This window comes from Thermodesulfovibrionales bacterium (assembly GCA_035622735.1).
In the GTDB taxonomy this organism is placed as follows: Bacteria; Nitrospirota; Thermodesulfovibrionia; order Thermodesulfovibrionales; family UBA9159; genus DASPUT01.
Map to the genome: position 1 here is coordinate 1 of DASPUT010000220.1, position 16226 is coordinate 16226.

The window sequence follows — 16226 nt, forward strand, 5'->3', positions numbered from 1 at the left end:
GTAAATCGTGAAGCTTTGACCAATAGGACGTCCCGGAGATGAAGGCCGTCGCCATCAGGAACTACGGATCCCCTGAAGTCATGAACATTGAAGAAATCGGGCAGCCCGCTGTCGCGGATGATGAACTCCTTGTGCGCGTCCGCTATTCGAGCGTAAATCCTATTGACTGGAAGATACGGAATGGATCATTGAGACTTCTCGTCCGTTCCCGGTTTCCGATGACCCTCGGATTTGATATTGCAGGGGAAGTTGTAGACGAGGGTCGGTCGGTGAGAGGATTCAAAGGCGGAGATAGGGTCCTCGGCATGCTCTCCTTAGGGCAGCGCGGGGCGTACGCGGAATATGTTAGGACGAGAGAAAATAACGTAGTTATGATGTCCGGGAATATCGACTTCAGGGAGGCTGCAGCCATTCCCCTTGCGGGTCTCACCGCATACCAGGCACTCCATGGTAAAGGAAGGATAAGAAGCGGCCAAACCGTCCTCATCAACGGTGCCTCCGGCGGCGTAGGCTCTTTTGCAGTCCAGATCGCCAGGGCCGCCGGTGCCTCCGTGACCGCCGTCTGCGGCACTAACAATATCGAACTGGTGAAGACCCTTGGAGCTGAAAGGGTTATTGATTACCGGAAGCAGGATTTCACTCAATCACCCGAGCGGTACGATATCATTTTCGACGCCGTTGGTATGCTCTCATTCTTCAAGGTCCGGAGGAATCTAACGGATTCCGGACGCTACGTCACTACCCTCCCGAACGTTTCAAACATAGTCGGCTTCGTCGTCATTCCCGTCCTCTCGCTTTTCGGCTACCGAAAGAAATCCGCCTTCGTGAGTGTTAAACCGGACAGTGCAGACCTCGGTCGATTAATGCTTCTCGTAAAAGAGATGAAACTGATTCCGCTTATCGATCGCGTCTTTGGTTTCGAGGAGATCAGGGAAGCCCATGCCTACAGTGAGAAAGGTCACGCACGTGGTAAAATTGTGATACGGATATCCTGACAGTGCGCCGCCTTAGCAAACCAGTAGGCCCACGACTAACGGTATTCAAATGAGAAACGAAAATCTCCCTTCTTGAATCTTTCACAGCTGCTTTTCCCGATTCAGGATTACGATAGTAGCGCCCCACCCTCCGGCATCCTCCTGAGCGAGCCTGAAAGAGGACACTTCGGAAAGTCTGCCGAGGATCGTATGCACGGTTTTTCGGAGGGTCCCCCCACCCTTGCCGTGGACGACTCTGACTTCGAGGATTCCCCGTCGCCTGCATTCGTTCAGGTAGTGCGGCAGCAGGTCCTTCACCTCGCGAGGATTGAAGGTATGGAGGTCGAGCACCCCGTCTATGGGGATTTCGACGGGTCCTTGCCCTTCTGCCGCTTCGTTCCTGTCGGTCGATTTCATCTATCCGGAACCGGAGGCGCAGATCTTGCGCCTGAGTCCCTCCTCTGCAACGCGCAGCATGACCTCGTCCACCTTTCCCCCCTCACGAATGTGATTTCTATTTCTTCCTCTCGAAGAGCACTCCCGCGATAAGGACAAAGATGACGGAGAGGAACACCATCACCCCGACATCGACGAGGAGGGGGAAGTCAAATATCCCCATCCCCCCGAATACCGTGTGTTTCAACGCATCGATCCCGTAGGTAAAAGGGTTCAGCCGCGTCAGGACTTTCAGGATATCGGGGAGCATCTTCACAGGATACATCGCACCCGAGAGGAAAAACATCGGCATCACCACGAAGTTCATGATGACGCTGAAGCTCTCGAAACTCTCATAGAACGTCGCTATGACGATGCCGAGTGATGCGATGCAGAATGAAAGCAGGGTGCTTACAAGGATCGTCTCGATGATGGAGAAGATGCCGAGCCGTAAACCGAGAAAGGGAAAAAGCCCGAGTATGATGATAGCCTGGATCACCGATACGATCGTCCCGCTCAGGGCTTTTCCGATGACGATCGAGAGCCGCGAGACCGGTGCGACGAGGATCTCCTTCATGAGTCCGAATTCCTTGTCCCAGATGATCGAGATCGAAGAAAAGATCGAGCTGAAGAGTATCGTCATACCGAGGATGCCCGGGAATATGAACTGCATGTAGGATACCCCCATGACTCCCATGCCGGGAGACACGAGCCTCGACATGCCCCCGCCGACGAGGAAGAGCCAGATGAGGGGCCTCGCGAGGGTCGAGATGAGGCGGGACTTCTCCCTGATGAATTTCTTGAATTCCCTAGCGACGAGCACGTATACTGCGTTAGCCTCTATCAAACTTTCTCCTGTAAGACCGAACGGCATCTTTTACGTTGTCTGACGATGAGACATCCTCACTCCGTATTTCCCTCCCCGTCAACTTCAGGAAGACGTCATTCAGGGTCGGTCTCTGGAGCCGAACAGAGACGACCGTTTCGCCCATGGCCCTGATGATTTCGGGGATGCAGGCGTCTCCCTTCACCGAGGTGAGAAAGAGTTCGCTGTCCTTTTCGGATACATCGACCTGGAACAACTTCGCGATCTCTGTCTTTGCCTTCCTGTTGTCCTTCGTCCTGATATAGATAACATCCCCGCCTACGGTTTTTTTCAACTCGTCGGGGGTCCCGACGGTGATGATCTTCCCGGCATCGATGATCGCTATCCTGTCGCAAACCTCGGCCTCCTCCATATAGTGCGTCGTCATAAAGATCGTCATCCGATGTTTCCGCGGAAGATCGACGATGAATTCCCAGAGGTTGGCCCGTGTCTGGGGATCGAGTCCGAGTGTCGGTTCGTCGAGAAACAATACCTTCGGTCTGTGGATAAAACCTCTCGCGACCTCAAGACGTCTCTTCATGCCACCCGAGAATTTCTTGACGAGATCGTACCGCCGCTCATAGAGATCGACGAAATGGAGCGCATCTTCGATCCGTTGTTTCCGTTCATCCCTTTTCACATCGTAGAGGTAAGCATGGAACATCAGGTTCTCGTATGCGGTCAGTTCCTTGTCGAGTGTCGAATCCTGAAAAACGATGCCGATCGATTTCCTTACCGCCGAAGGTTCGCTCAGGCAGTCATATCCGCTGATAAAGGCCCTTCCGGAAGTGGGAGAAAGCAGGGTGCAGAGGATGCTGATAGTCGTCGTCTTGCCGGCACCGTTCGGGCCGAGAAAGCCGAAGATCGAACCCTCTTCAACCTCGAAGGAGATGTCATTCACGGCGGTTATATTGCCAAACCGCTTGACGAGGTTCTCAACTGTTATTATAGGCATGAGAAGGTCTGCCGGAAACCTCTCTAATCTCCCTCAAATTCCGTTAACGCAAAAAACCTATACCCTTTTTCCCTAAGTTTCTTCGAGCCGCCGACATCAGGGAGGTCGACGATGAATGCCATCTCCGAGATGGTGCCGCCCAATTTCTCTATAAGAGCGGCTGAGGCGAGAGCAGTCCCCCCCGTTGCGAGGAGGTCATCCACGAGGAGCACGTTCATACCCCTCTCTATCGCGTCCCTGTGTATTTCGATCTTGTCTGTCCCGTATTCGAGGGCGTATTCGTGGCTTATCTTTTCCCCGGGAAGCTTCCCCGCCTTTCGAATCGGGACAAAGCCCTTTCCGAGGGTATAGGAGAGGGCACCGCCGATAATAAAACCCCTTGATTCGATGCCGACAATGAGATCGAATTGCACGCCTGTCCTGATATATCTCTGTGTGAGACTGTCTATCACGAGCCTGAACCCGACGGGGTCCTTGATCAGAGTCGTTATATCTCTGAAAAGGATACCCTTTTTCGGGTGGTCAGGTATCGTCCGTATTCTCGATTTAATCGGCATCGCTTCCTCCTCTTATCGGCACTCGCATTCGGTGTCGCAAATTTTCGAGACCGTCTTGAGCAGGAGTCTCTTTACATTCTCCGCATTCCTCGTCATGATCGAGACTATCATCTCCCATGAGACGGGCTCTTCGCCTTCCTTCCAGCAGTCGTAATCCGTCGACATCGCTATCGTCTGATAGCAGATGCCGGCCTCCCTGGCGAGAATCACCTCCGGAACCGTCGACATGTTGATTACGTCTGCGCCGAGTCTCCTGAACATATGCGATTCTGCCTTCGTCGAGAATCTCGGCCCCTCGATGGTGACGACGGTGCCCCTGTTATGGTGCCGGAGATTCAATGCTTTGGCAGAATCGACTAAGAGCGAGCGCAACGTCGTGCAGAAGGGTTCCGCCATCGGGGTATGGATTACCTTTTCATCATGGAAGGTGAGGGTTCTGTGTTTCGTGAAATCGATGAACTGGTCGGGAAAGATAAGGTCGCCGGGCCGTATCTTCTCCCTCAGGGAACCGACTGCGGTAGTAGCGAGGATATGGGTGCATCCCTCCTTCTTCATCGCATGAATGTTCGCCCTGAAATTGACTCCTGTGGGATATATGGAATGATCTTTGCCATGGCGGGCGAGGATCACCGTATCGATGCCATGGATCTTTCCGGTGGTAAGCAGCGAAGAGGGATTGCCGTAGGGGGTCTTCACCCTTTTTTCTTTCATGCCCCGCATGAGGCGGGGATCATCCATCCCGGAGCCGCCAATGATACCCACCCTTATCTTTGCCATACGTTCTCCCTTGTGGCGTTTTCTTAAGAAGATAAAAGAAGGAATTGAAGAAAGTCAAGCAAAACGGGAAAATGCGGGAGAATTTCTCAATCGAACTAAAGAGACGTATGCTCCCTGAGGAGCATCGTTACCGTATGAACGAGACCCTCGCAGAGAAACATGATCGACTCCACGTCGAGAAAGTGACCGGAAGCGGCATCAAAGAGGATGTTGAGGGACGGAGGGAATTCTTCATCACCGCCGCGGTAGATAATGAGGCTCTTCACCCTCGGAAGCAGGGAGATTTCAGACGCATAGTCGGCGGGGTATCCGACCACCGGGGATGCACCCAACCGTGAAAGGACGGCGCTGACTCCCTGAAAATCGCTTTTCATGAGTTCTTCCAACGGCTCTTCACATTCCCTCGCAAAGGAGGATGCCTTCACAAACCCACCCTTCATCTCGGAGAAGGATATCCATCTTCCGGTAAACCCTCCCCTGCCCTTGTTCCTCACATAATGAAGGAGGAGGATCTTAATCCATCTATTCTCGCGGTCGGGGCTTATTGCTCCATCTCTCCCGACAAGGTGGTCGACGCCTATGCACCGTATCAGGAGTCTGCCGTCAACAACGTGAGCACCCAGATCAGCCGCTATAACGCCGAAGTCCAGTTTCGACACTTCCTCTGAAAGGGACTTGATAAGTTCTTCCCGCCAGTCACCCGTTACAAGCATGGCCTTAATGGAAGTGACCTTCTCCTGCCCGATATATCTGCATCCTCCGATGACATCGGGATCAACTTTCAGAGCTACGGCGAAGGCCATGCAGGTCTTCTGAGGGCATTCTCCGCAATTCGTCTTCGGCAAGAGTTTATAGACTGCGAGTGGGTTCATATGCTCTTCTCTACTCTAACAAAAATCAACGACTCCCTGATGATTCCCTAATCCAACAGAACATGCCCTTCCGGAAGGTCTTCTGTGAAACATAAAAAAAGCCTGTGATCTCACAGGCCTTCACCCCTCTGAGAAAGGTCTATTCTGCTTTTCTGCGTACCGGTGTTTTTACATCCTCTCCGGTGAACTCAGGCCGAGGATATCAAGACCTTCCTTCAAGACAAGACGTATCGCCTTGCAGAGCGCAAGTCGAGCCCTGCTGAGTTCAGCGTCATCGGTCACAACCCGGTACCTGCTGTAATACGGATGAAAGAGACCGGAAAGCTCCTGGAGATAGAAGGTAATCCGGTGGGGTTCGCGGGCAAGGACCGCACCTTCAAAAACCATGGGGTAGAGAAGAAGCTTTTTTATTATCCTGAGCTCTTCCGGTCCAGAGAGGAGGTTGAGAGCGACAGTATCAGGATGCTCAAGCTGCAGACCTTTTTCCTGAGCATGAGAAAAGATACTATTGATCCGGGCGTTGGCATACTGAACGTAGAAGACTGGGTTTTCTGCTGACTGCTCCTTTGCCGTTTCGAGGTCGAACTCGAGATGGCTGTCAGGACGTCTCGTGAGAAAAATGAACTTCGTCGTATCGGCGCCGACCTCTTCCATCACCTCCCTGAGGGTAATGAACTCCCCGGCCCTTTTCGACATCTGTACAGGCTTGCCCGCCCTCAAAAGGGTCACCATCTGAACGAGCATGACCCGTAAGTGTTCCGGTGGATAGCCCAATGCCTCGATTACCGCCTTAAGCCTGGGTATGTATCCATGATGGTCCGCACCCCAGATGTCGATGATTTCCTCAAACCCTTCTTCGATCTTCTTCCGGTGATACGCTACATCTGAAGCAAAATACGTGAATTCCCCGTCACCCTTCGTGATAACCCTGTCCTTATCATCGCGGAACTTTGTCGCCTTGAACCAGAGGGCGCCGTCCTGCAGATAGAGATACCTCCGGTGTCTGAGGGCATCGATCGCCTTGTCGACATCGCCCTCGGAATAAAGCTCCCTCTCGCTCTGCCACGCGTCAAAGACGATTCCGAAATCCTTGAGATCCTTTCCGATGTCTCCGAGCATCTCCCTGTAGGAAAAATCGGTAAAGAATTCAGCAACTTCCTGAAAACTCATCTCCGAGTATTTGTTGCCGTACTGGTGAACAATTCTTTTCGCAATCTGCTCGACATAGCTTCCCCGGTAACCGTCCTCGGGGAAAGGATATTCAATTCCCAAAAGCTGTTGATACTTTGCGAATACGGAGAGGCCAAGCAGCTTCACCTGCTTTCCGGCATCGTTGATATAGTATTCCCGCTCCACCTCGTATCCGGCCGCCTTCAGAAGGTTGGAAAGGGCCGCACCGACCGCGGCACCTCTGCCATGGCCGAGATGCAAGGGTCCCGTAGGATTTGCGCTGACGAACTCTATCTGGATCTTTCTGCCTTTGCCGATTTCTCTCCTGAGGAATGCCTCTCCTTGAGAGAGAAGGTCCTTCATTTCCGAGAAGAGATATCGCGGAGAAAACGTGAAGTTGATAAACCCCGGTCCTGCGATATCTATCTTCTCAAAAATATCCGGCTCTCCCAGCGATTTCAGAATCTCTTCGGCGATCTGCCTCGGTGGTTTCTTGAGGGTCTTCGAGAGGTTCATCGCAACCGGCGTAGCAAGATCGCCCATTTTTTCGTCCCGCGGCACCTCAAGTTCAACGGGGACATTTTGGAGGCCGATGCCCTGCATCGCTTCTTCTACGAGCTCCCTGATATCTTTTTTCATCGTAAGAGTTTAAACACCTTGGAGCCTAAAGTCAACGATTTCGCATCGGTATTGCCATTTTCCTGTCCCCCCCCTTAAACTATCGTGGATGAAACTCTTGCCTGCGATGCTCTTTGTTGTAGCCCTCTTCTTCGGGGGTCTGTTATTCCTTCAAACGCGGAGACCAGTTTCAGGTGCTGCGCCGCTACCGGGTATGCAGGGACCTGCGCGAAAGAAGATTAAGCGGCTGTTAACGATTCTCTTTCTTTTTTTCGTCCTGCTTTTCCTTCTGAAGATTCTGGGAAAGATCGCACTCCTTGTCGCAGGTATCCTCTTTTTAATCTCTCGCCTCGTCTTCAAAGGGAAATAGCCGGCAGATAGAAGAATAAAAAAGATAGTTCTCAGGTAACAGCATCGTATACGCGACATCGTGAGGAAGCTGCAGGGAGAGGGAATAGGCAGGTTTGAAACTTCCCGTCGAAGGTGCGACGGATTTACGTCCTGGAGCCGAGGGTCAGCAACGGTTCCGTGTGAAACGCCATTTCGTGTTATCTAATTGCGGATCACTCTTTTTCTTTCTTCTCTGACTCATCAGCCGGGACATAGGAAACATCCGTTTCGAAGTCACCGAGGGGCCTCTTGAAGGTGAACCTGAAGGACTGACCCACAAGGACATCAGCGGTGTTCTTGACGTTTTGACTATTGGGAAGAACAAAGGGCAAACAGACGAGAAAAAAGGCACCCCCGACAACCATGGCAACGAACCCAAGCGGCCTTGCGAGAACAATATCTCCTGCGACGGAGAATGGATCTTTGGAGTCTGCAAACGACACTGTTGTGTTAAATAGGAGAAAGCATACGACGACCAAAACTGCTATTTTTCTCATCATCTGTCCTCCGTCTTAAGGGCGCCTCATAAGGCTGCCCTCTCGCATTTTGTTCAAATTATCATATCGTATATTACTTTATCACAAGAGCCTCTCCCGTTCAACCGCAAGGCCGCCTGCGTCTCTGGGCAGGAGCAATTCGGCGGAGCATCGGTCGACTCTCTCATCCTGCGCCTTTGCGGAAGGCGCCTCTATTCTTTATTCGCCTCGAATCGTTCGAGGAGGTCTTTCTTCTTGATCCTGCCATGGAGTGCGGTGCCGTCCCTGAATTCCAAGACCGGGATGTCGAACCGGTAAAGCTCGTAGAGGGTGTCGTTCGCCGCGATATCGATCTTTTCGACTATCAGGCGATACTTTTCCATCAGACCGTTGAGCAGCTCCTCAGCCCTTTCGCAGAGCCAGCACCCCGCCTTGTAATAATACCTCAGTCTCACCATGGTACGCCGCCCTCGAGAATGCTTAGGTCTTCAATTGATCCCTCATGATTCTCTGCTTCAGAAAGCAGATCGCGAGACCCGCAGACTCGAAATTTTATTTCAACGATGGTCGTTCCGAAGATCCTCTCTTCACTCCAAAGAACGCCTTCCATGAATTTCAGCATATCCTCGGCAACTGCTCTCCCTGGAGCATCTCGAGTATGCGGTTGCCACCGATTACGGTTTGGAGCAATACCATCCCCTCCGGAGAATCTTCAACCTCACCGATAATCCGTGTATCAGAACCGTAAGGATGCTCTCTCATCTTCGACACGAGGGGCTCGGCATCTCTCGGGTCCGCAATCGCGACGAGTATCCCCTCATTCGCGACATACAGGGGATCATAACCGAGGAGTTCACAGGCACCCCTCACCTGGGGCGGAATGGGAAGGGCATCCTCTCTTATCCTTATGCACTTGCCCGATTCCTTCGCAGCCTCTTTCAGGGTCGTAGCGAGACCGCCCCGCGTGGGGTCTCTCATGAACCGTATTTCATGGGTGATGCCGAGCATCGAACCGACAATGCCGTTAAGCGGCCTCGTATCACTCCTGACCGGCGGGTTAAAGGTTATTCCGTTCCTCTCGGCGATGATCGCTATTCCGTGATTGCCGAGCCCTCCGCTCACGATGACCTTGTCGCCGCTCCTTATCCTCGAAGGAGATATGTCAATGTCGTCCGCTATGATGCCGATACCGGCTGTATTGATGAAGATCCCGTCACCCTTTCCTCTGTTTACGACCTTTGTGTCCCCGGCTACGATCCTCACACCGGCTCCCTCGGCGGCTTCAGACATCGCTGAAACGATCCTTTTCAGGTCTGAAAAGGGGAACCCTTCCTCGATAATGAAACCCGACGAAAGATAGAGGGGCATCGCACCTGCCATGGCGAGATCATTTACTGTTCCGAATACGGCAAGCTCGCCGATATTGCCGCCCGGGAAAAAGAGAGGCGAGACGACGTAGGAATCGGTCGTGAAGGCGAGCCTACCGGTCTCCACAGAAACAACAGCCGAATCCCCGAATCCGCTCATGGAGAACGCGGGCGCGAAATGCTCCGCAATCAATTCGTGCATCATTTTGCCGCCGCTTCCGTGGCCGAGACGTATTTTATCCACGGTGGGGTCCGTATTTATAATAGGCCGCGCAGCTTCCTTCGGTGCTCACCATGCAGGCCCCGACGGGGCTTTCAGGAGTGCACGCGGTCGCGAAGAGAGGACAATCAGTCGGAATTTTCACGCCCCTCAGGACATCACCGCAGGAGCAGGCTGAGGGCTCCGGGCAATAGGGGACTTCCGGATTGAACCTCTTCAGGGCATCATAGGCAACAAACTCCTCCCGGATCTTCAGTCCGCTGCCCGGGATCGTTCCGATTCCCCTCCAGTAGGCATCGGACGGTTCAAAGATCTTGCCTATCAACTCCATCGCCTTCGGATTGCCCTGCTCCCTGACAACCTTCGCATATTGTATCTCGATCCTGGCAGCGTTCTCGGCTGTCTGCTTCAGGAGCATCCTTATTCCCTCGAGGATATCTTCGGCGCTGAAGCCCGTAATCACTGCAGGTTTCTTGTAGTCAGCTGCGATGAATTCATAGGGTCTCTTCCCGATGATCGTGCTCACATGCCCGGGGAGAATAAAGCCGTCAACCCGGAGTCCAGGTGAATCGAGCAGGGCCTTGAGAGCGGGGGGGACGAGTTTGTGGGCGGAATGGACAGAAACATTTTTCAGTCCTCTTCTCTCAACCTCTCCGATGGTAGCGGCGATGAGGGGAGATGTCGTCTCAAACCCCGTGGCAAAGAAGATAACTTCTTTTCCCTTCTCCTGCTCCGCAATCCGAAGGGCATCCATAGGCGAATAGACAATCCTGACGTCTGCTCCCTCGGCCCTCACATCATCGAGGGCCTGCCTTCCCCCGGGGACCCTCATCATGTCACCGAAGGTGGTAAGGACAACGCCATCCATCCGGGAAAGGGCGATGGCGGAATCTACGTCCTTTATCGAGGTAACGCAGACCGGACAACCGGGCCCGCTCAAGAGGCTCACCGCCTCAGGGATAATCCCCCTGATACCATGACGGAAAATCGCGACCGTGTGCGTGCCGCAGACCTCCATGAGTTTCAGCGGTCTCCCTATCCTCTCCATGAGAGTTCTTATTTCGGTGAGACAATCTTTCATCTTCCTTATCCCCTCTTCAGTCTCTCCCTTACCAGGTACGCCTGACCGAGCGAGATGCAGGCGTCGTTACAGGGAACCGCTTCATTTAGGAAAACATTCCATCCTCTGGAGTTCAGCAATCCCGTCGTCTTCTTCAGGAGATAGAGGTTCTGAAACGTCCCTCCGCTCAGGGCGACATCCCTCAGTCCGAAGGTCTCGCTGATTCTTTCTGTGACTCGTAGTATAACACTCGAGAGGGTATTATGAAATTTAGTCGATATGACTTCCTTCTTCTCACCGTTCAGCATATCATTGGTAATCCCGAGCATCGTTTGCGAAAAATCAACGGTGATGATGGTATCGCCCCTCACATCAACGGAATATTCCCCATCGATCCCCTCCGCCGCGAGAGATTCGAGAGCCATTGCGGCCTCACCTTCAAAGGTGTTCCTGTCGCAGAGTCCGATGACCGCAGAGACCGCATCGAACAACCTCCCTGCCCCTGAAGAGAGAGGCGAAAGTTCCTTTGATCCGCTGACCTTCATAATGGTGTCTACGGCAACTCTTCCGTAGCGTTCGACAAAACCGATGGCCTTCAGGTACTCTATCGCCTCATCTCCCGCTGCCTCGAGAAGGTAACTTATAGCGGTCCTCCACGGTTCACGTATCGCAGTCTCGCCGCCCGGAAGCCGCACATAACTGAAATGACCGACCCTTTCAAACCCTTCCGTATCCGCAACGAGGAACTCACCTCCCCAGAGATTACCGTCTGTTCCATATCCGGTGCCATCGAAGGCTACACCGATGGTCTTTCCCTTCAGTCCTCTTTCTGCCATGACAGATCCGATGTGAGCGTAGTGATGCTGTATGCCGAACGTCCTTTTTCCCTGCCGTAACGCCCACTGTGTAGAGAGGTAACCGGGGTGAAGGTCATGACCGATAGCTGTGGGGGTCGCCCCGTATATGTGCTTCATGTTTGCGAGGCATTCCTCGAAGAACCTGAGGGTCTCATAATTCTCCATGTCTCCGATATGCTGGCTCGGTATCGCGAAAGAGCCTTTCGTCAGCGTGAAGGTGTTCTTGATATCCGCGCCGCAGCCCATCACCTCCGGTCCTTCGGTAGAGAGAGATATCGGTTCGGGAGCATAGCCCCTTGAACGCCTGACGAAGGACACTCCCGATGGACCTCCGGACGAGTGCGATGAAATTCTCATGACCGAATCATCAACCCTCATGAAGATCTCCCTGTTATGATGGAGCACGGCATCGACGATGCCGGACAGTTTCTCTTCAGCCTCATCGTCGCCCCTAACAATGGGTTCTTCGGAGAGATTACCGCTCGTCATAACGAGTGCAGAGAATCCCTGAGAACTCGGGGGGTGGAAAAGGAGATAGTGGAGCGGAGTGTATGGCAACACGAAACCGAGGTAACGGTTCCGCGGGGAGACCGCCTCCGGAAGGGGGATGATCATCCTGTCCCGTTTCCTGAGAAGGACTATGGGACGCCTGTTCGATGCGAGGAGACCCCTCTCTTCCTCAGAGACTTCACAGAACAGTTCTATCGTCTCGATATCGGGCGCCATTAATGCAAAAGGCTTGTTACTCCTCCGCTTCCGCTCCCTCAGCTTCCCGACCGTATCCTCATTCGTGGCATCACAGGCTATATGAAATCCTCCGATCCCTTTGATCCCGACGATCTTTCCGCCCCGTAACAATTCCGTTGTTTTTTCGACGGCCTCGGGACCGCGAACCGGCGCCTGACGGCCGATGCTCAGGGTGGTCCATGGCCCGCAGACAGGACATGCATTGGGCTGAGCATGGAACCGCCTGTCTGTCGGGTCGGCGTACTCCTCGGAACATTCTCGGCACATCTGAAATCCGGCCATCGTCGTGTGGGGCCTGTCATAGGGAACTGCCGTCGTTATCGTGTAACGGGGACCGCAGTTTGTGCAGTTGATAAAAGGATAGAGGTAACGTCTGTTGGACCTCTCCATGAGTTCTCTCAGGCAGTCATCACAGGTAGAGACATCAGGAGAGACGAGCGTGAAAGGAACGCAGGCGGCTTCTTCCTTGCTCGTCATGATCCGGAAGTCCGGATAGCCGCACTCCGATAGGGATCTTACGGTTATCTCGAATATCCTCGAAAGAGGCGGGCACTCTTCCGGGAGTCTCTTGATGAATTCAGACGACTTCTCCCCTTCAATCTCGATAGTCACCCCTGAGGGACTATTGGCCACATATCCCTTAAGTCCGAGGGATACCGCAAGCCTGTAAACGTAAGGCCGGAACCCGACTCCCTGGACCGTGCCCCTGACCGTTATCTCAGTCCGCTCAGCCATTCAGTCCATCGGGCAAGTCCCTCGCCGGTTCTGCATGAAACCTCGAAGATCTCGAGCGCCGGATTCAGTGATATGGCATCCCTCTTTATTTTCTCGATGTCTACGCTCATGTACGGCATGAGGTCGATCTTATTGAGGACCAGGGCTGATGATTCCTGAAACATGAGCGGGTATTTCAGGGGTTTATCGTGTCCTTCCGTTATGCTGAGCACCATAGCCTTCATATCCTCTCCGACCTTAAACTCGGCGGGACAGACGAGGTTCCCCACATTCTCGATGATCAGCATGTCGAGGTCTCGAATCGGAATTTCCGTCAGGACCTCGCTGATCATGTTGGCGTCGAGGTGACAGGCACCGCCCGTGTTGATCTGTACGACGGGTACGCCCGTGTTCTGTATGCGCTCGGCATCATCGGTGCCGGCTATATCGCCCTCGATGACCGCGATCCTCTTTCTGCCCTTCACCTCGAGGATCGTCCTCTCGAGGAGCGTCGTCTTCCCCGCTCCGGGCGCACCCATGAGGTTTATCACAAAAACACCGGATTCCTTAAACCGCCTCCTGTTCTCCTCGGCCAACCGTTCGTTCGCCTCGAGTATCCTCGAACGACCTTCACTTTCATTAATGAACCTCCATATCAGCAATCTCCATCTCGTAACCTCTCAGTATCTTGAATGCAGAGGAGCCGCACCGGGGACAGCTCAAGACATAGGCTTCTTCGACCTCGAATTCGCTTCCACAGGCACCGCAAAGACCTCCGAGCGGGACGGTATCTATGATGAGTTCCGCCTCCCCGGCCGGGGTCTCTGCCTTCGCAACATTAAACGTAAAAATAAGGGCCTCAGGCAGTATCCCTGCGGCCCTTCCGATCCTGAGTCTCACCGACTCGATAGTATGATAACCCTCAGCCTTACAACGGGCGACTATAAGATCGAGAATACTGAGGGCGATGGAAGCCTCATGCATTCGGTCCCTTAGCGAGTCTCTCCTTCTCCTTCTCGTAGGCCTCTTTCCCGGCCTCAACAGCCGATGTTATGATCGATTTTTTCTCTTGATAGAAACCCTTGCCGCTATCGATCGCCGATGTCATCTTCTGCTTGGCTTGTTCCGCATAGCATTCTGCTTTCTCTCTCACGTCATCAGCAAGCGCCTTAATCTGTTCCCTCGTCTCCTTACCTGACCTCGGAGCCAACAGCAGTGCGACCCCCGCACCGACCAGACCCCCAAGAAGAAACGACAGAAATACGGAACCTCCGCTGTAACTACATCCCTCATGGTGACTCATCATCTTCCTCCTTTCCTTTTGCCCGACAGCAAAACGTTTAGATCCATTATTCCGACGCCGTGAGAGCCTCCCGGGGCTACCGGGACCTCCCCGTTAAAAGGTTCTTCATGAAAACCTCCGCAGCCACCCTGATACCAGCCCGCAAGGCAGAAATCTTTACGGTCGATGCCGACGTGACGCCTGTGACGACCTCACTAACGTGCTGAACGGTCTCACCGACATCTCGCACAGAGCCGGAAAGGACCTTCACGTCCTCCGTCACCGTAGCTACATTGTCGGTGACATTTCTCACGCTCCTCAGCGTCTCCTGAAGTTCTTCAAGGGCCGGCCTTATGGAGTCATCCGTTGTCTTCAGGAGATCGCGTAAAGAACGGGCAGCAGCCTTCAATTCGAGCAACAGTGCGACAAGAACGCCGACGGCAACGATTACGGCAAGTGTCACAAGCCCCCACAAGAGATTATTCATACCTTACTCCTTAACGAGGAAAATAATCTACCATCGTCTAAGCGAATTATATCACAGCCCCTCCCAAATGTGAACACGGAGTCGCCTATCGCCTCCCCTTTTAGAACCATTCTTTTCGGGGTCAGCTCGTGTTCCCGGCAAGGCTATTCATGAAGCCCGAAAAGAAGGCTTAGGTAACGCTTATGGTATACTCTTCAGAGGAAATGAAAGGCGAGACAGAGACCGACAGATTTTTCATGAAGAGGGCGATCCTGCTCGCATCACGGGCCAGGGGCAAGACCAGTCCGAACCCCATGGTAGGAGCGGTTCTCGTCAAAAAAAATAAGGTTATCGCCGAGGACTATCATCGGATGGCCGGCACGCCCCACGCCGAGGCCCTCGTGATCAGAAAAGCAGGCAGGAATGCCCGTTCTTCCACGCTCTATGTGAGCCTTGAACCGTGCTGTCACACCGATAAGAGAACCCCGCCGTGTGCAAGGGCGATTATTGAATCAGGGATAAAGACCGTTGTCATAGCCATGCATGACCCTAATCCAAAGGTTTCGGGAAAAGGCATCAGGGAGTTGGAGCAGGCAGGAGTGGCCGTGAAATCAGGGATACTGGAGGAGAAGGCGCAGAGATTGAACGAGTCCTATGTCAAGTTCGTTACGACAAAGAGACCATTCGTTACCCTAAAGGTCGCGATGACCCTGGACGGAAAGATCGCAACTCCCGAGGGCCAATCAAAATGGATAACGGGCGAAAAGGCGAGAGCGATGGTGCACAGGTTAAGAAGCAGTGTTGACGCGATTCTCACGGCGATAGGGACGGTAAGGAGCGACGACCCGCTGCTCACGGCCCGAATCAAGGGGGCAGGGAGCCCCCACAGGATCATTATCGATCCCGATCTCGAGATACCGGCTGGGGCGAAGATCCTCACTCCTCCCCCCGAGACAACCATTGTGATGAGGAGTCCAACGGATTACCACAGGCATTCCGATCTGGAGAAAAAGAAGATGGCCTTGGCGAAAAAGGGAATAACCTTCATCGAGTATGAAGGCGAGATGCTTGATCTCGCGTGGCTCATGGACAGACTCGGCGAGATGGGTATCAGCTCGCTCATCGTCGAGGGCGGATCTTCTCTGAACGCCCGGGCCCTTCAGGACGGCATCGTCGACAAAGTCCTCTTCTTTATCGCGCCGAAGATTATCGGCGGAAAGGAATCATTTCCTGCCGTCGGTGGAAGAACGTTTCGCAGACTCGAAGATGCGATCTCCCTAAGAGATGTGAGGGTAAAGAAATTGGGAGCTGATATCCTTGTCGAAGGATATTTATAGGATCGAAGGAGCTCCCTCATTCTTTGCCTCCCTTTTCATCCTGAGGATGAGAAGGGTGACCGTGCCGATCATAAATATGACCCCTCC

General features: G+C 53.3%; 18 protein-coding genes. 2 read left to right on the plus strand and 16 right to left on the minus strand.

Going from position 1 to position 16226, the window contains the following annotated elements; translation table 11 throughout:
• The first annotated feature begins 38 nt into the window (after window positions 1–38).
• Window positions 39–995 carry an NAD(P)-dependent alcohol dehydrogenase gene (locus VEI96_11520; GenBank protein HXX58621.1) on the plus strand — a complete coding sequence of 319 codons (957 nt, stop codon included), beginning with the start codon at window positions 39–41 and terminating at the stop codon, window positions 993–995.
• 81 nt (window positions 996–1076) lie between these two features.
• On the opposite strand, the gene VEI96_11525 is transcribed toward VEI96_11520, so the two are convergent.
• The 16 genes from VEI96_11525 to VEI96_11600 form a co-directional block, all read right to left on the minus strand.
• Window positions 1077–1391: a Smr/MutS family protein gene (locus tag VEI96_11525; GenBank protein HXX58622.1), complete on the minus strand. Its 315-nt coding sequence runs from the start codon at window positions 1389–1391 to the stop codon at window positions 1077–1079.
• Window positions 1392–1488: 97 nt separating this feature from the next.
• Window positions 1489–2256 carry an ABC transporter permease gene (locus VEI96_11530; protein ID HXX58623.1) on the minus strand — a complete coding sequence of 256 codons (768 nt, stop codon included), beginning with the start codon at window positions 2254–2256 and terminating at the stop codon, window positions 1489–1491.
• A complete protein-coding gene (locus VEI96_11535) occupies window positions 2243–3229 on the minus strand; it encodes an ATP-binding cassette domain-containing protein (GenBank protein HXX58624.1) in 987 nt (328 codons plus the stop codon). Before VEI96_11535 ends, VEI96_11530 begins: the two co-directional genes overlap by 14 nt.
• A gap of 23 nt (window positions 3230–3252) precedes the next feature.
• Window positions 3253–3786: an adenine phosphoribosyltransferase gene (locus VEI96_11540; GenBank protein HXX58625.1), complete on the minus strand. Its 534-nt coding sequence runs from the start codon at window positions 3784–3786 to the stop codon at window positions 3253–3255.
• A gap of 12 nt (window positions 3787–3798) precedes the next feature.
• Window positions 3799–4563, minus strand: coding sequence for an S-methyl-5'-thioadenosine phosphorylase (mtnP, locus tag VEI96_11545; protein ID HXX58626.1), 765 nt, complete (start codon window positions 4561–4563; stop codon window positions 3799–3801).
• A gap of 95 nt (window positions 4564–4658) precedes the next feature.
• Entirely contained in the window at window positions 4659–5435 is a 777-nt protein-coding gene (locus VEI96_11550; protein HXX58627.1) for a DUF3786 domain-containing protein, read from the minus strand.
• Between the two features lie 168 nt (window positions 5436–5603).
• The gene (argS, locus tag VEI96_11555) at window positions 5604–7244 is read right to left on the minus strand and encodes an arginine--tRNA ligase (protein ID HXX58628.1); all 1641 of its coding nucleotides are present in this window, start codon (window positions 7242–7244) and stop codon (window positions 5604–5606) included.
• A gap of 542 nt (window positions 7245–7786) precedes the next feature.
• Complete coding sequence (locus tag VEI96_11560) at window positions 7787–8113, minus strand: hypothetical protein (GenBank protein HXX58629.1); 327 nt, start codon at window positions 8111–8113, stop codon at window positions 7787–7789.
• A 188-nt stretch (window positions 8114–8301) separates the two neighbouring features.
• Entirely contained in the window at window positions 8302–8547 is a 246-nt protein-coding gene (locus tag VEI96_11565; GenBank protein ID HXX58630.1) for a glutaredoxin family protein, read from the minus strand.
• Window positions 8548–8704: 157 nt separating this feature from the next.
• The gene (hypE, locus tag VEI96_11570) at window positions 8705–9700 is read right to left on the minus strand and encodes a hydrogenase expression/formation protein HypE (GenBank protein ID HXX58631.1); all 996 of its coding nucleotides are present in this window, start codon (window positions 9698–9700) and stop codon (window positions 8705–8707) included.
• Entirely contained in the window at window positions 9693–10757 is a 1065-nt protein-coding gene (gene hypD, locus VEI96_11575; protein ID HXX58632.1) for a hydrogenase formation protein HypD, read from the minus strand. The genes hypE and hypD overlap by 8 nt, the downstream gene beginning before the upstream one ends.
• A gap of 5 nt (window positions 10758–10762) precedes the next feature.
• Complete coding sequence (gene hypF, locus VEI96_11580) at window positions 10763–13075, minus strand: carbamoyltransferase HypF (GenBank protein HXX58633.1); 2313 nt, start codon at window positions 13073–13075, stop codon at window positions 10763–10765.
• Complete coding sequence (gene hypB / locus VEI96_11585) at window positions 13054–13716, minus strand: hydrogenase nickel incorporation protein HypB (protein HXX58634.1); 663 nt, start codon at window positions 13714–13716, stop codon at window positions 13054–13056. Before hypB ends, hypF begins: the two co-directional genes overlap by 22 nt.
• A complete protein-coding gene (locus VEI96_11590; protein ID HXX58635.1) occupies window positions 13694–14038 on the minus strand; it encodes a hydrogenase maturation nickel metallochaperone HypA in 345 nt (114 codons plus the stop codon). Before VEI96_11590 ends, hypB begins: the two co-directional genes overlap by 23 nt.
• Window positions 14031–14360 carry a YtxH domain-containing protein gene (locus VEI96_11595; protein ID HXX58636.1) on the minus strand — a complete coding sequence of 110 codons (330 nt, stop codon included), beginning with the start codon at window positions 14358–14360 and terminating at the stop codon, window positions 14031–14033. The genes VEI96_11590 and VEI96_11595 overlap by 8 nt, the downstream gene beginning before the upstream one ends.
• Window positions 14361–14433: 73 nt before the next feature.
• Entirely contained in the window at window positions 14434–14823 is a 390-nt protein-coding gene (locus VEI96_11600) for a DUF948 domain-containing protein (GenBank protein ID HXX58637.1), read from the minus strand.
• 203 nt (window positions 14824–15026) lie between these two features.
• On the opposite strand from VEI96_11600, the gene ribD reads away from it, so the two are divergent.
• Window positions 15027–16139: a bifunctional diaminohydroxyphosphoribosylaminopyrimidine deaminase/5-amino-6-(5-phosphoribosylamino)uracil reductase RibD gene (ribD, locus tag VEI96_11605; GenBank protein ID HXX58638.1), complete on the plus strand. Its 1113-nt coding sequence runs from the start codon at window positions 15027–15029 to the stop codon at window positions 16137–16139.
• Window positions 16140–16226 lie beyond the last annotated feature (87 nt).

Coding starts and splice junctions, on each gene's coding strand:
- VEI96_11550 (HXX58627.1), bottom strand. CDS start 5,435: ATGAACCCACTCGCAGTCTATAAACTCTTGCCGAAGACGAATTGCGGA.
- VEI96_11540 (HXX58625.1), bottom strand. CDS start 3,786: ATGCCGATTAAATCGAGAATACGGACGATACCTGACCACCCGAAAAAG.
- VEI96_11560 (HXX58629.1), bottom strand. CDS start 8,113: ATGATGAGAAAAATAGCAGTTTTGGTCGTCGTATGCTTTCTCCTATTT.
- mtnP (HXX58626.1), bottom strand. CDS start 4,563: ATGGCAAAGATAAGGGTGGGTATCATTGGCGGCTCCGGGATGGATGAT.
- argS (HXX58628.1), bottom strand. CDS start 7,244: ATGAAAAAAGATATCAGGGAGCTCGTAGAAGAAGCGATGCAGGGCATC.
- ribD (HXX58638.1), top strand. CDS start 15,027: ATGAAAGGCGAGACAGAGACCGACAGATTTTTCATGAAGAGGGCGATC.
- VEI96_11535 (HXX58624.1), bottom strand. CDS start 3,229: ATGCCTATAATAACAGTTGAGAACCTCGTCAAGCGGTTTGGCAATATA.
- VEI96_11600 (HXX58637.1), bottom strand. CDS start 14,823: ATGAATAATCTCTTGTGGGGGCTTGTGACACTTGCCGTAATCGTTGCC.
- VEI96_11565 (HXX58630.1), bottom strand. CDS start 8,547: ATGGTGAGACTGAGGTATTATTACAAGGCGGGGTGCTGGCTCTGCGAA.
- VEI96_11595 (HXX58636.1), bottom strand. CDS start 14,360: ATGATGAGTCACCATGAGGGATGTAGTTACAGCGGAGGTTCCGTATTT.
- VEI96_11520 (HXX58621.1), top strand. CDS start 39: ATGAAGGCCGTCGCCATCAGGAACTACGGATCCCCTGAAGTCATGAAC.
- VEI96_11525 (HXX58622.1), bottom strand. CDS start 1,391: ATGAAATCGACCGACAGGAACGAAGCGGCAGAAGGGCAAGGACCCGTC.
- VEI96_11590 (HXX58635.1), bottom strand. CDS start 14,038: ATGCATGAGGCTTCCATCGCCCTCAGTATTCTCGATCTTATAGTCGCC.
- hypF (HXX58633.1), bottom strand. CDS start 13,075: ATGGCTGAGCGGACTGAGATAACGGTCAGGGGCACGGTCCAGGGAGTC.
- hypD (HXX58632.1), bottom strand. CDS start 10,757: ATGAAAGATTGTCTCACCGAAATAAGAACTCTCATGGAGAGGATAGGG.